Source organism: Levilactobacillus namurensis, from assembly GCF_032197885.1.
Taxonomy (GTDB): domain Bacteria; phylum Bacillota; class Bacilli; order Lactobacillales; family Lactobacillaceae; genus Levilactobacillus; species Levilactobacillus namurensis_A.
This window is the reverse complement of the sequence record NZ_CP134159.1, coordinates 2160048-2174193: the sequence shown is the minus strand read 5'-3', so window position 1 is coordinate 2174193 and position 14146 is coordinate 2160048. Positions and strand designations below refer to the sequence as shown.

10 protein-coding genes and 1 pseudogene are annotated in these 14146 nt (G+C 54.2%); 10 read left to right on the top strand and 1 reads right to left on the bottom strand.

The window, feature by feature from the left end:
- Nucleotides 1–121 precede the first annotated feature (121 nt).
- Nucleotides 122–1087 (bottom strand): L-lactate dehydrogenase, encoded by a 966-nt coding sequence (locus RIN67_RS10470; protein ID WP_264999949.1) that lies wholly within the window; start codon nucleotides 1085–1087, stop codon nucleotides 122–124.
- Nucleotides 1088–1387: 300 nt separating this feature from the next.
- On the opposite strand from RIN67_RS10470, the gene pth reads away from it, so the two are divergent.
- The 10 genes and pseudogenes from pth (at nucleotide 1388) to hslO (ending at nucleotide 14144) form a co-directional block, all read left to right on the top strand.
- On the top strand, nucleotides 1388–1945 hold the full coding sequence (gene pth, locus RIN67_RS10465; RefSeq protein WP_024747906.1) for an aminoacyl-tRNA hydrolase: 558 nt from the start codon (nucleotides 1388–1390) through the stop codon (nucleotides 1943–1945).
- A gap of 87 nt (nucleotides 1946–2032) precedes the next feature.
- Nucleotides 2033–5581, top strand: coding sequence for a transcription-repair coupling factor (gene mfd / locus RIN67_RS10460; RefSeq protein WP_313825881.1), 3549 nt, complete (start codon nucleotides 2033–2035; stop codon nucleotides 5579–5581).
- Between the two features lie 116 nt (nucleotides 5582–5697).
- Complete coding sequence (locus RIN67_RS10455; protein WP_264999947.1) at nucleotides 5698–7278, top strand: polysaccharide biosynthesis protein; 1581 nt, start codon at nucleotides 5698–5700, stop codon at nucleotides 7276–7278.
- A 1-nt stretch (nucleotide 7279) separates the two neighbouring features.
- Nucleotides 7280–7561, top strand: a complete 282-nt coding sequence (locus tag RIN67_RS10450; RefSeq protein WP_024747903.1) for an RNA-binding S4 domain-containing protein — start codon at nucleotides 7280–7282, stop codon at nucleotides 7559–7561.
- A 103-nt stretch (nucleotides 7562–7664) separates the two neighbouring features.
- The gene (locus tag RIN67_RS10445; RefSeq protein WP_024747902.1) at nucleotides 7665–8078 is read left to right on the top strand and encodes an FtsB family cell division protein; all 414 of its coding nucleotides are present in this window, start codon (nucleotides 7665–7667) and stop codon (nucleotides 8076–8078) included.
- Nucleotides 8079–8290: 212 nt separating this feature from the next.
- Nucleotides 8291–8845: a S1 domain-containing RNA-binding protein gene (locus RIN67_RS10440; protein ID WP_024747901.1), complete on the top strand. Its 555-nt coding sequence runs from the start codon at nucleotides 8291–8293 to the stop codon at nucleotides 8843–8845.
- Between the two features lie 79 nt (nucleotides 8846–8924).
- On the top strand, nucleotides 8925–10322 hold the full coding sequence (gene tilS / locus RIN67_RS10435) for a tRNA lysidine(34) synthetase TilS (protein WP_264999946.1): 1398 nt from the start codon (nucleotides 8925–8927) through the stop codon (nucleotides 10320–10322).
- A complete protein-coding gene (gene hpt / locus RIN67_RS10430) occupies nucleotides 10306–10848 on the top strand; it encodes a hypoxanthine phosphoribosyltransferase (protein WP_024747899.1) in 543 nt (180 codons plus the stop codon). The genes tilS and hpt overlap by 17 nt, the downstream gene beginning before the upstream one ends.
- 113 nt (nucleotides 10849–10961) lie before the next feature.
- Nucleotides 10962–12957, top strand: a pseudogene (gene ftsH, locus RIN67_RS10425) (ATP-dependent zinc metalloprotease FtsH); the annotation flags it as partial.
- 299 nt (nucleotides 12958–13256) lie between these two features.
- Nucleotides 13257–14144, top strand: a complete 888-nt coding sequence (gene hslO / locus RIN67_RS10420; protein ID WP_264999944.1) for an Hsp33 family molecular chaperone HslO — start codon at nucleotides 13257–13259, stop codon at nucleotides 14142–14144.
- Nucleotides 14145–14146 lie beyond the last annotated feature (2 nt).

The following is a 14146-nucleotide window of genomic DNA, read 5'->3' as shown; positions in this document are numbered from 1 at the left end:
TTATTAATGATAACAGTCAGCTTGGTAAAAACAAGGGGTGTTTGCCGAATTTGTGATGCTAAAAACCGTATAAAAAAGGCCGGGCAACTGGCCCGGTCTTTTGATGAAGTCAAATTAAAATTTAGTTGTCCAAGGCAGCCAAGCCGTCTTGCGTAACCTTCTTTAAGGTTTCCGCAGACTTAGCCATGGCGTCTTGTTCTTTAGCGGACAGTGGCACTTCGATCACACCAGCTAACCCGTTGGCGTTGATGATGGCTGGCGTCCCGATAAAGATGTCGTTCAGGCCATATTCGCCGTCCAGGGCAGCGCCGACTGGTAAGACGGCGTTTTCGTCGCGTAAGATGGCCTTGGTGATGCGCATCAGGCAAGTCGCGATACCGTAGTAGGTTGCGCCCTTACGGTTGATGATCTCGTAAGCTTTCTTCCGCGTCTGGTCTTCGATCGTGGCCAGGTCGTCGTCGGAAACGCCGTGTTCCTTGGCGATGCTCTTCAATGGCTTACCACCAATCGTAGCTTCGTCGAAGGCCGCGAATTCGGAATCACCGTGTTCACCCATGATGTAGGCATCCACGTTCCGTGGGTCGACGTTGAACTTCTTAGCTAACGCAACGCGTAACCGGGAGGTGTCCAGAGAAGTTCCGGAACCAATCACCTTTTCCTTAGGGAAGCCGGAGAACTTCCAGGTTGCGTAAGTCAAGATATCCACTGGGTTGGCTGCGATGACGAAGATGCCATCGAAACCAGAATCAACGATTGGCTTGATGATCATGGAGAAGATCTTCAAGTTCTTGTTGACCAGGTCCAACCGAGTTTCGCCAGGCTTTTGTGCGGCGCCGGCCGTGATAACCACGACATCGGCGTCCTTGCAGTCGGCGTAATCAGCAGAGTAGATGTTCTTAGGTGCCGTGAAGACTTGGGCATCTTCCAGGTCCAGTGCGTCCCCTTCGGTCCGTTCCTTAACAACATCAATAATTCCGAATTCTTCAGCTAACCCTTGGTTGACCATTGAGTAGGCAAATGCGGACCCAACGGCACCGTCACCAACCAGAATAACTTTTTGATGATTCTTAGTAGTCAAATTCTTCATCTCCTAAATTAGTGTATGGACATCTAGGCATACGTTGAATACCTATGCGTTAGTATACCATGTAAGCGTCTTAGTCGTCATAAACAAAACTTATATCTCGGAGAAAAATTGTTTATCAATATCGCCGGCCGGGTAGGGAGGCCAATCATGACGTGTGCGGGGGACTATGCTATACTATTCGCAGTTGACTCAGTCATAGAATGTCGGCTCTGGTAGCCAGCTGAACGGGAAGTTTATCCGTCCAGCTATTTTGTCGCTCTGTCAAAAATAACCTGCTTTAAGGGAGCCTATTAAAAAATTATGAAGATGATTGTTGGTTTAGGAAATATCGGTCCGCAGTATAACGGGACGCGGCACAACACGGGATTCATGGTCGTGGATGCCTTTGCACAAGCCCACCAGTTAACCCTGGATACGCGGAAGTTCGACGCCCGGTTCGGAACGGGAATGGTCAATGGCGAAAAAGTCTTAGTGGTTAAACCCACGACCTTCATGAACGAGTCCGGGCGGGCCGTCCACCCCTTAATGGACTATTTCAAGATTGATTTGGACGACGTGATTGTGGTCCACGACGATATGGACTTGCCACTAGGCCGGATTCGGTTACGGGACCACGGTTCTGCGGGGGGCCATAACGGCATCAAGAGCATCATTGCCCACGTAGGTAGCCAAGACTTCGCCCGAATTCGGGTCGGAATTGCCCACCCGCAACAGCACACGGTGGTCGATTACGTCTTAGGCCGGTTCACGGCCGAGCAACAACCATTGTTCAATCAAGCCAGTGACCACGCGGTAGCGGCGTTGGATGACTGGGTCGCCGGAACAGAATTTCCGCAACTCATGAATCGGTATAATTAAGCCGACAAGTCGGCGAAGGGTGGCCTTAGGCGGTTGCCATGTGCCGTGGAGACCAGCTCAGCATTCTTAAGAATAGGAAGTTATCGTTTGAATTTAGAAGGATTTTTAACCCAAACACCGCAATACACAACGATTCGTCAGTCGACGGCTCCGGGGCAACGGCAATTGGTCACCGGGCTTAACGGTTCGGCCGAAACACTCTTGATTGCGAGCCTCTTGCACGACCGGCAACACTCGTTGATCTACGTGACGGACACCCTCTACCACGCAGGTCAACTGGTCGATGACTTGGCGAACCTTTTAACTGAAGACGAACTCTTTGAATTTCCGGTCGAGGAGCTGCTAGCTGCGGAAGTGGCGACCAGTTCTCCCGAATACCGGGCGGATCGCATCAACGCGCTCCGGGCGCTTCAAAGCGACCGGCCCGTGGTGGTGGTGACCGCACTATCGGGCTTACGGCGGTTCTTACCCGCCCCCGATAATTTTGCCCAAGCCCGCTTTACCGTGAAGGTAGGCGGCGATTACGACCTCGAGGATCTGCAAAAACGCCTGTTTGCGATGGGGTACACCCATCAAAAGCTGGTCGCAGGCCCCGGGGATTTTGCCGTTCGCGGGTCCATCGTGGACATTTACCCGCTCGCAGCGGATTATCCCGTGCGTTTGGACTTCTTCGATACCGAAGTTGATTCCCTGCGGTACTTTGACCCGGCGACCCAGCGGAGTATTGAAAACATTGAGTCGGTCGAAGTCTTGCCCGCCACGGATTTCATCCTGAACGCCGCTGAACGGCAGGCGGGGGCGGATGCGTTGACTGCTGAATTAAAGACGCAGACGGCGACGTTGGCGCCTAAGGATGCCGGGACGTTGACCGGACAGATTCAACCCTTGATTGATGGCTTGCGCAAAGGGTCGGTCGATCCGCAACTGATGGAGTTTGCGGACTACCTTTTCCCGGACCATCACCAGATTCTCGATTACCTGCCTCAAGACGGTATCGCGATGTTTGGCGATTACGCCCGGTTGCAAGACGGCGAACGGCAGCTGTTAGAAGACGAAGCGAACTGGGCCACGGATAAATTGGCCCACCACCAGATCTTCGCCCATCAGACGTTCGGTGGTGAGTTACGCCCCATCGTTAGAGATGACCCCCACGCGCAGATCATGCTCTCTTTGTTCCAGAAGGGGATGGGCAGTTTGCGGTTCGTGGCGGTGACCAACGTCACGACGCGGGCGATGCAGCAGTTCTTCAGCCAGTTGCCGGTGATGAAGACGGAAATCGACCGCTGGCATAAGCAAAAGCAGGCCGTGGTCTTGCTGGTTCAAGACGAAGAGCGGCTGGAGAAGACGGAAAAAACGCTCGACGACTTTGAAATCCAGGCCGTCTTGACTAAGCGGGAGAACCTCCAACCGGGAGTGACCCAGTTAGTTCCTGAACGGTTGCAGACTGGTTTTGAATTACCAGAAGCGAACCTGGTGGTCATCACGGAAGCCGAGATGTTCCAGAAGGTGACCAAGAAGCGCCCACGGCGACAAAGCATGGCCAATGCCGAGCGGTTGAAGAGTTACACGGACCTCAAGCCCGGTGATTACGTGGTCCACGTGAACCACGGGATTGGGAAGTTCATCGGGATGCAGACGCTGACGGTCGATGGGGTCCACCAGGACTACATGACCATCGACTACCAGGATAACGCGCAGTTATTTATCCCGGTCACCCAATTGAATCTGATTCAAAAGTACGTCTCCTCGGAAGATAAGAAGCCGCGGATCAACAAGCTGGGGGGCTCCGAGTGGGCCAAGACCAAGAAGAAAGTCGCGGCCAAGATTGAAGACATCGCCGACGAGCTGGTCGACCTGTATGCGAAGCGGGCGGCGGAGAAGGGGTACGCCTTTCCCGTTGACGATAGTCTCCAGACTGACTTTGACAACAGTTTCCCCTATCCCGAGACGCCGGATCAGCTGCGATCGATCAACGAAGTTAAGCACGATATGGAAAAGCCCCGGCCGATGGACCGCTTGTTAGTCGGTGACGTGGGGTACGGTAAGACCGAAGTGGCGTTGCGGGCGGCGTTTAAGGCCGTTGAAGCGGGTAAGCAGGTTGCCTTTCTGGTGCCCACCACGATCCTAGCGCAACAACACTATGACACCATGGTCAACCGTTTCGAAGGCTATCCGGTCAATATTGAGATGTTCTCCCGCTTCCGAACCACCAAGCAGATCCACCAGTCCATTAAGGACCTGGAGAGTGGTCAGTTGGATATCGTGGTCGGGACGCACCGCCTATTGTCGAAGGACGTGAAGTTCAAAAACTTAGGCCTGGTCCTAGTCGATGAAGAGCAACGGTTCGGTGTTAAGCATAAGGAACGCCTGAAGCAACTGAAGGCCAACGTGGATGTACTGACGTTGACTGCGACGCCGATTCCGCGGACCCTGCATATGTCCATGCTGGGTGTGCGGGACTTGTCGGTCATCGAAACGCCGCCAGCTAACCGTTTCCCGATTCAGACCTACGTGATGGAACAGAATGCCGGGGCGATTCAAGACGGCATCCGGCGCGAGATGCAACGGGGTGGCCAGGTCTTCTACCTGCATAATCGAGTCGACGACATCGAGAAGACCGTGAGTCAGTTGCAGGCGCTGGTCCCCGAAGCGCAGATTGGCTACATCCATGGTCAGATGACGGAAACGCAACTCGAAGGGGTCCTCTTCGACTTCCTGCGGGGCGAGTACGACGTGCTGGTGACCACGACGATTATTGAAACGGGAATCGATATTCCGAATGCCAACACCCTGTTTGTTGAAAATGCCGACCGAATGGGCCTCTCGCAACTCTACCAGTTGCGGGGACGCATCGGGCGGAGCAACCGGGTGGCTTACGCTTACTTTACCTATCAGCCCAATAAGGTGTTGACGGAAGTCAGTGAGAAGCGGTTGGAAGCCATCAAGGACTTTACGGAACTGGGTTCGGGCTTCAAGATTGCCATGCGGGACCTGTCTATTCGGGGTGCGGGGAACCTGTTGGGAAAGCAACAACACGGGTTCATTAATTCCGTGGGGTATGACCTCTACACCCAGATGCTCAGCGATGCAGTGGCCAAGAAGCGGGGCAAGCAGGTCCAACCCAAGACCGATACCACGGTCGAGTTGGGTGTGGAAGCTTACCTTCCTAGCGATTACATTGAAGATGAGCAACAGAAGATCGAGATGTACAAGCGCATTCGCCAGCTGGAAAGCGACGACGAGGTCTCCGAGATTCAAGCGGACCTGATCGACCGGTTCGGGGAATACCCGAAGCCGGTGGGGCAACTCTTGACCATTGGCCAGTTGAAGTTGGCGGCGGACTTGGCCTTAGTCGATAAGATTCGGCGGGTCAACGGGGACGTCTTCGTGACGGTCTCCAAGAAGGGCACCGACATCCTGGGCGGCGAAGACGTCTTCAAAGCCTTGGCGGCCACGAAGCTTAAAGCGACCGTGACGGTCAACGGGGATCGGCTACACATTAAGCTGGTCATTCAACCGAATATGCAGGTGGATGATTGGTTGCCCCAGGTTTACCACTTCATGACGGCCTTGCGGGATATCGTGGTGCAGACCACGGCTCCGCAAGCAGAACAGGCCGCGGATCAGGCGGATTAGTGCCTGGGAGACCAGACAAGAGTTTCTTAAGAATCATAGAAATTAAAAGCTGGGGCCCCGTCCTGTGCTAAGCTAAGGACTTATTGGCTTAATCAGACTTGAAGGAGGGGGAACCCATGGAACACCACAACGCGAAGACCACGTTACGGGGAGCGTTGATCCTATCGCTCGCGGCGTTTATCGCTAAACTACTGAGCGCCGTCTACCGGGTTCCGTTCCAGAACCTGGTGGGCAACACCGGTTTTTACGTGTACCAGCAGGTCTATCCGCTTTACGGGATTGGGATGACCTTCGCGTTAAGCGGGTTACCGGTGTTCATTTCTCAGTTGGTGGCGGATGCGCCTGACCTGCCCACTCAGCAACAAGTTGCGCGGCAAGTCTACCGGTGGACCTGGGGGTTGGCCGGCAGCCTATTTGTGGGTTTGACGGTCGGCGCCCCCTGGATTGCCCGGGGGATGGGGGATGGCCAGTTGACGCCGCTGATCCGAACGGTGGCCTGGATGTTCCTGTTGATGCCTGACCTGTCCGTAACACGCGGTTACCACCAGGGACGCTTTGAGATGTTGCCGACGGCCCGGTCACAGGTGGTCGAACAGATTGTCCGGGTCGCCGTGATTCTACTGGTGGCCAGCTGGGCCACAGTTCAGCAGTGGTCGGTCTACCGGATGGGCACCTGGGCCATGAGTAGCGGGGCCTTAGCGGCGGTCGCAGCGTGGCTGGTCTTGCCGCGGTGGCGCCGACCGCGGGAACCCCGGGTGGCTCGGGTCCCACGCATCGGTCGGCGACTGTTGGTTGAGGGCGGGACGCTGTGCCTCTTAACGGCAATGATGGTCCTGTTACAACTCATCGACTCCTTTACCGTGAAGAACGGGTTGGTCGCTGGGGGGCTGAGTGACCTAGCGGCGAAGGATCTCAAGGGGGTCTACGACCGCGGCCAGCCATTGGTTCAGTTGGGTCTAGTGGTGGCGGTGGCCTTTGCGACCTCGTTGCTGCCGGCATTAACGGCCGCCCAGCAGCGGGGGCGGCAACGGGAGTTCAAACGCCTGACCACCACCATGATGCGGATTGCCCTAGTGATTGCGTCGGCCGCAGCGGCGGGACTCATGACTTTGATGCCCTGGATCAATCACTTATTGTTTGGAAATCAGCAGGGAACAACGATGTTAGCCGTGTACATGTTGAGCATCGTATTGGCGACGTTGATTCAAACTTATAATAGTGTCCTGCAAAGCCAAGACCAGTACCGCTTGACGGTGGTGGCCTTGGGCAGTGGACTGGTCGTCAAGGGGCTAGTTAACCACTGGGCAGTGCTGCACTGGGGTGGTCTGGGTGCGAGCTGGGTCACGGTCGGTAGCCTACTGGTCATGGCTGGCGTGATCTGGTACGGGTCACCGGTGGGCTTGCGTTCAGGTATCTGGACCCTTCCGTTTCTAGGCAAGCTATTGGGCTGTGTCGCCTTGATGGTGGTTGGTTTACAACTCCTGTTGCACGGGCTTGCGGCCTGGTGGCCCGGCTTGATGGTGGGACGAGGCGCCGCCGGTGGGATAGTGATGCTGACGATTCCGGTGGGTGTGATCCTGTTCCTGACAACGGCTTTGGGGAGTCGGTTATTGACGGTTCGTGAATGGCTAACGTTGCCGCACGCGGATCGACTCTTACGTTTTTGGCAAAAATTACGGTTACACGGAGGTAAATAAGATGCGTTTAGATAAATTCTTAAAAGTTTCACGAATCATCAAACGGCGGTCGGTCGCTAAGGAAATCGCGGATAAGGGACGAATCCTGATCAACGATAAGGTGGCTAAGTCGTCCAGCAACGTCGCCACGAACGACGAATTAGTGATTAAGTTTGGGAATAAAACGTTAACCGTCAAAGTTAACGAGTTGTTGGAGACCACCAAGAAGGAAGACGCCGAACGGATGTACACCATCGTAAAAGAGGAATACGCCCAAGACTTTCGGCAATCCGCAAACGAATAATTGTAACGAATGGTTTACATTCTGCTGAACGCGCTAGACGGGCCAACGGGAACTTGCTATACTCAAGTTAATAAATCTGGTCAACTCTAGTGGGGTGGAGAACATGGCAACCAAACAACCGCATACGGCAAAAGTTGAACGCTTAGAAAACGATTACACGCGATTGCTGGACCGGCAACATGCCGCGGCCAAGCACCGGCGTAACTGGATGAGTCGGCGACGGGCCAAACGGGCGTTGCGGATCATCGCGTGCTTTGCCTTCTTCATCTTAATCCTGGGGGTCCAGTTGGTACGAACCAACGCGAGTCGCCATAAGGTCGATCAGCAGGTCGTGACCAGTCAGCGGCAGTTAGCCAAGGCCAAGCACACCAATGCCGATTTGAAGGCCCAGGTGAAGCAGCTGAATGACCAAGACTATTTGGGTCAGTTGATTCGGTCGAAGTACTATTATTCGAAGTCTAATGAAACCATCTATAGTTTACCGGGAGATCACGCAAATGATGTCACGGCGAAGTAGACGTGAGCTCGGGATTCCCTAGGGAGTCGCGGGCTTTTTTTATGGGCGGCAAGGGGTTAGAATTGACCCAGAACGTTCCCGAACGTCCCCAAACTGATTCGGTCGCGATGCAGGGGCGAACTTGGGACAAGTCTTTTCAAGTTTTGGCGTGTGGCATTGGGAGAAATTGTGTTATACTGAAAGCACTTATTTTAAGGAGGAACTTCTTGTTTATGGCAATCGAGGTTGGAGCTAAAGTTTCCGGAAAGGTCTCTGGAATTACGAACTTTGGCGCATTTGTTGATTTAGGTGACCACAAGACCGGGTTGGTCCACATTAGTGAAATCTCTGACGGGTACGTGAAGGACATTCACGACGTGTTATCCGTTGGGGACGAGGTAACGGTCAAGGTATTGACCGTTGGAAATGACGGTAAGATTGGGTTGTCGATTCGAAAGGCGACGGATCATCCGGCTTCTGAGCACAGTCATCGGCCCCACACTGGCGATCGGCGTGAACACGGCGACCACCGGGGCGGCAATGACCACCGGGGAAACTTCCATAATAATGGCGGGGACCACGGGCATGGCGGCCGGCGTTTTGAGAATAACGGTCCGCGGTCACACCATTCTTCAGCGAACGGACGTTTCGCAAGTCATCACTCGAACCACAAGGAGAACTTTGACGACATGATGTCCGGCTTCTTGAAGCAAAGCGAAGAGCGTCTTACGACGATCAAGCGGAATACGGAAGGCAAGCGTGGCGGCCGTGGCGGTCGGCGGAGCTAGTCTCCTGTACGGATACTGAAATCAGAAAGGGACCGCACGAGTTGCGGCCCTTTTTATTTACCTAAAGGGGGGATGGCCGGTGTCTCTAGAAACGGCATTTCGACAGAATTGGCACGCCCAGGGGTGGGACCACCACCCCCAACCGGGATTAGTCGCGGTCTCGACCGGGGTGGATTCAATGGTGCTCCTAGCCCTGTTGCGAACCTTGCCGGCCGCTGAACGGGGGCCGTTGACGGTGGTCCACGTGAACCACGAGTTACGGGACCAGAGTCGAACGGAGGAGGCGTTCCTCCGGCAATGGTGTGCGGATCGGGGCTTGCCGGTGCTAGTCCGCCATTGGCCCGTTGCCCAGCATCCACAAACGGGGATCGAAGCGGCCGCCCGGGCTTTTCGCTACCGGTTCTTTGCGACCGCCCTGACGACGCAAGCGGCCACCTGGGTCGCAACGGCCCACCAAGCTGACGAGCAGGCCGAGACCATTCTCCTCAAACTTCTGCGGGGCGGCAACCTTGCCCAGCTAACCGGGATGGCGGCGAGTCGGCCGTTGGGTACCGGGGAGGTCCGACACCCGTTACTGCCCTTCACCAAGGCGCAGCTCCGCCAATACGCGCAGCAGCACCAGGTGCCGTGGTACGAAGATGCGACCAATCAGGACCTGACAGCGAGCCGGAACCGCATCCGGCATCGGGTACTGCCGGTACTGACGGCAGAGAACCCCCAGGTGGTCGCCCACTTACAGGACTACGGCGCTCAACTAGCCGCGGTCTTGGCCGTGGCGGATCGCTCTTTGGATCAGACGTTGGCGACCATCATCACGAATCGCCACCCGGTCACGGGACAAGTCGCGCCACTCTTAGAGCGACCGTTAGCTGAACAACGGCTGTTGTTGGGCCGCTTGATCAAGCAGACGGCGCCCCAGCTGTCGACGGCCCCTAGTCATTTAGACCAAGCCCTTAAACTCTTGCGGCACGTTCAGCGCCCCACGGGGCAAATCGTTTTTAGTAACGGATGGATTCTAGAAAAGCGTTACCGGATGTTTCTGTTCTGGCAACCGCAAAAATTCGTGAAAAATCCACCGGAACAAATTAGTTTTATGGTAGTATTGAACCAATGGCAGACGGTCGGTAACGGCTATCTGCTTGGCGTCTTTCAGTCAGCCCCCAATCACGATTCGCCCCACCGAACCCTTAGCTTGAGCGCAAGTCAATTGCCCTTGATGGTTCGGCCGTGGCGAACAACGGACCGGTTGCGGTTGGCGGACGGACATCATCAATCGGTACGGCGAGCGCTGATTAACGCGAAGGTGCCGCAGACGCAACGGACGCAAGTTCCAGTCCTGGTAACCGCTCAGGGCGAGGTCCTGGCGGCGCTGGGTGTGAAATGGGCGGTCTGGCCGCACCGGCAACAGACAACAACTTATCATATTGGATACCAACCGGAATCGGTGAAAGGGGAAAAAGATGAACAACGATATTGAAAAGGTCCTATACAGCGAAGAAGACATCGCCGCGGTCTGCAAACGACTGGGGTCACAACTGACGGAGGATTATCGTGATAAGACGCCATTGATCATTTGTGTCCTGAAAGGGGCCATCCTGTTCATGACCGACGTGATCCGGGACATGGATATCTATGCTGAAATCGACTTTATTGATATCTCCAGTTACCATGGGGGGACTTCCTCTTCCGGAACAATTACCTTGCTGAAGGATCTGGATACGGACGTTGCGGGGCGTGATGTTTTGTTAGTTGAAGACATTATCGATACCGGGCGGACGCTGAAGTACCTTGAGGACCTGTTACGCGACCGGAAGGCGAAGTCCATTAAGGTCTGCACGTTGATGGACAAGCCTAGTGGCCGCGTGGTTGAAGCCAAGGCGGATTACGTTGGGTTTAACGTCCCTAGCGAATTCGTGGTGGGCTATGGGCTGGACTACGAAGAGAAATATCGGAACCTGCCTTACGTCGGGGTTTTGAAGCCGGAAGTCTATTCGGATAAATAATTAGTCAACGATAGTCAATTGTGATAACATCTAATTTAGTTAAAGGGCATAAGCTCTAATTTTCGTTCCTATCTGTGTGTCAGGTTGGGAACTGTGAGGTAAGGAGGCACGACATGAATAATCGACGAAACGGACTATTCCGCAATAGCCTGTTTTACATTGTGATCTTCTTGTTGATCATCGGTGTGGTTTACCTGTTCAACGGGAACAACACCAGCTCACAATCCCAAGAAATCCAATCGAGTCAGTTCGTCAAAGATCTGAATGCGAATAAGATTAAGAACTTCTCCATTCAACCTTCGGGGGGCGTTTACAAGATTACCGGTGAGTACCGGAACGCGCAAAAGCGGACCACGAACACCGGGTTCAGTCTAGGTGGCAGTCAAAGCACCGCTGTGACTGGCTTTACGACGCAAGTCTTGACTAATAACTCGACGGTTTCTGAGATTGACAAGACCGCTAAGCAGCACAATGTCAAAATGAACACTAAAGCGGAAGAGTCAAGCGGGTTCTGGATTAACCTCTTGGTTTACGTCGCACCACTCGTGATTTTCTTCTTCTTCTTCTACATGATGATGGGTCAAGCCGGCCAAGGCGGCGGCAATGGCCGAGTCATGAACTTTGGGAAGAGCAAAGCCAAGCCAGCGGACAGCAAAGAGAACAAAATACGGTTCTCAGACGTTGCTGGTGAGGAAGAGGAAAAGCAGGAACTGGTCGAAGTGGTCGAGTTCTTGAAGAATCCACGTAAATTTGTATCATTAGGTGCCCGGATCCCGTCTGGGGTCTTACTAGAGGGTCCTCCTGGTACTGGTAAAACGTTGTTAGCGAAGGCGGTTGCCGGTGAAGCTGGCGTTCCTTTCTTCTCGATCTCTGGTTCAGACTTCGTGGAAATGTTCGTTGGTGTCGGGGCCAGCCGTGTCCGGGATCTGTTTGAGCAGGCCAAGAAGGCCGCACCATCCATCATCTTTATTGATGAAATTGATGCGGTTGGTCGTCAACGGGGTGCCGGCATGGGCGGTGGCCACGATGAACGGGAACAAACCTTGAACCAATTACTGGTTGAAATGGACGGGTTCACGGGAAGTGAAGGGGTCATTGTCATGGCCGCGACGAACCGTTCCGATGTTTTGGACCCAGCGCTGTTACGGCCAGGACGGTTTGACCGGAAGATCTTAGTGGGTCGTCCGGACGTTAAGGGTCGTGAAGCGATTTTGAAGGTTCACGCCAAGAACAAGCCGTTGGCTAACGATGTTGATCTGAAGGAAATTGCCAAGCAGACCCCTGGTTTTGTCGGGGCTGACTTGGAAAACCTGTTGAACGAAGCGGCCTTATTGGCAGCCCGGCGGAATAAGACGCAGGTCGATGCTTCCGACTTAGACGAAGCGGAAGACCGGGTCATTGCGGGGCCAGCCAAGAAGGACCGGGTCGTGAGTCCGGAAGAACGCAAGACGGTGGCGTACCACGAAGCTGGGCACACCATTGTGGGGTTAGTTCTGAACGACGCACGGGTGGTTCACAAGGTAACCATCGTCCCTCGTGGACGTGCCGGCGGATACGCCATCATGTTGCCACGGGAAGACCAGATGCTGATGTCCAAGAAGGATGCCATGGAACAGATTGCCGGGTTAATGGGTGGTCGGACGGCCGAAGAATTGATTTTCCATTCTGAATCCTCCGGAGCCTCCAATGACTTTGAGCAAGCCACGCAGATTGCGCGGGCCATGGTTACCCAGTACGGGATGAGCGACGCGGTCGGAACGGTGGCGTTGGAGAGTTCTGGTGGCCAACCATTCGCTGGTGCCGGTTACTACAACCAACCTGCCTACTCTGAACACACGTCCAACTTAATCGACAGTGAAGTTCGGCGCATCATTAATGAAGCGCATGATACGGCACGGAAGATTTTGGAAGAGCATAAGGCGGAACACAAGATTATTGCGGAAGCCCTGCTGAAGTACGAAACGTTGGATGAAAAGCAGATTCTCAGTTTGTTTAATACGGGGAAGATGCCGGAAACTAACGATAACAATGAATTTCCAAGTGAAAAAGCTGCCACGTTTGAAGAGTCTAAGCGTGAATTGGAACGCCGTGAAGCGGCTCGCCATGCTTCTACGGAAGCTAAGCTGGCCTCGACGTCGGCCGATTCAAGTGCGTCGAACAGCGAGACTGATGAAACCAGTGTATCTGATCAGAGTGCTGATCACGATGCAGAGAATTCACAGTCTACGGCTGAGCCACATGACCATTCTGAAGAATAAGCAGCAATGCCAAGGGACTGGAAGTTATCTTCCGGTCCCTTTGTTGTTTGCAATTTGAAAGGTTTCTGGTAAGGTTAGGCATGGTAGAAGCGGAACGCATAAGGCGCTCACGGAATTTAACGGAATGATATTGAAGGGAAGTTAGATAAGATGGCAGATTATTTAGTCAAGAGTTTGATTGATCATGGGATGTTTCGGGCCTACGTGGTCGATGCCACGGATACGGTGGCGGAAGCCCAACGCCGGCACGATACCTGGAGTACGGCCACAGCAGCTTTAGGGCGGACCTTAATTGGGACCCTCCTGTTGTCGACCTCGTTACTTAAGGGGAAGGAAAAGCTGACGGTTAAGGTCAACGGGCACGGACCGGTTGGCGCCATTATGGCGGATGGTAACGCGGACGGGACCGTTAAGGGGTACCTCCAATACCCGCACACCAGCTTGCCTTTGAACACCAAGCATAAGCTGGATGTGAAGAAGGCTGTCGGGACGGCTGGCATGCTGACGGTGACTAAGGACCAAGGCCTTGGTCAGCCCTACACGGGGCAAGTTCCGTTAGTTTCCGGCGAATTGGGAGAGGACTTTACCTATTATCTGGCAAAGTCCGAACAGATTCCGAGTGCGGTCGGAGTCTCCGTCTTCGTAGAGCCCGATAATACGGTCAAGGTTGCGGGGGGCTTCATGATTCAGGTCATGCCGGGAGCTTCGGACGAAGCCATTTCTCGCTTGGAACAACGGTTGAAGTCGATGCCGATGGTTTCAGAACTCCTGTTGGCTGGGCAGACACCGGAAGACATTCTTAAGCTGTTGTTTACGGATGAAGACGTTCAGATCTTGCAGAAGATGCCAGTGGCGTTCAAGTGTGACTGCTCGAAGGACCGGTTTGCCAAGGCCTTGGCCTCGGTTTCGAAAGATGCCATTAAGGAAATGATTGAACAGGATCACGGGGCCGAAGCCGTGTGTCACTTCTGCGGGGAGAAGTATCAATTCTCAGAAGACGACCTACGGCAGATCATGACCCAGGCCCAGGAGAAGTAGCC

Excerpts from the sequence above, each read along its gene's own strand:
- RIN67_RS10450 (WP_024747903.1), top strand. The coding sequence starts at position 7,280 with ATGCGTTTAGATAAATTCTTAAAAGTTTCACGAATCATCAAACGGCGG.
- RIN67_RS10470 (WP_264999949.1), bottom strand. The coding sequence starts at position 1,087 with ATGAAGAATTTGACTACTAAGAATCATCAAAAAGTTATTCTGGTTGGT.
- hpt (WP_024747899.1), top strand. The coding sequence starts at position 10,306 with ATGAACAACGATATTGAAAAGGTCCTATACAGCGAAGAAGACATCGCC.
- pth (WP_024747906.1), top strand. The coding sequence starts at position 1,388 with ATGAAGATGATTGTTGGTTTAGGAAATATCGGTCCGCAGTATAACGGG.
- RIN67_RS10440 (WP_024747901.1), top strand. The coding sequence starts at position 8,291 with ATGGCAATCGAGGTTGGAGCTAAAGTTTCCGGAAAGGTCTCTGGAATT.
- RIN67_RS10455 (WP_264999947.1), top strand. The coding sequence starts at position 5,698 with ATGGAACACCACAACGCGAAGACCACGTTACGGGGAGCGTTGATCCTA.
- hslO (WP_264999944.1), top strand. The coding sequence starts at position 13,257 with ATGGCAGATTATTTAGTCAAGAGTTTGATTGATCATGGGATGTTTCGG.
- RIN67_RS10445 (WP_024747902.1), top strand. The coding sequence starts at position 7,665 with ATGGCAACCAAACAACCGCATACGGCAAAAGTTGAACGCTTAGAAAAC.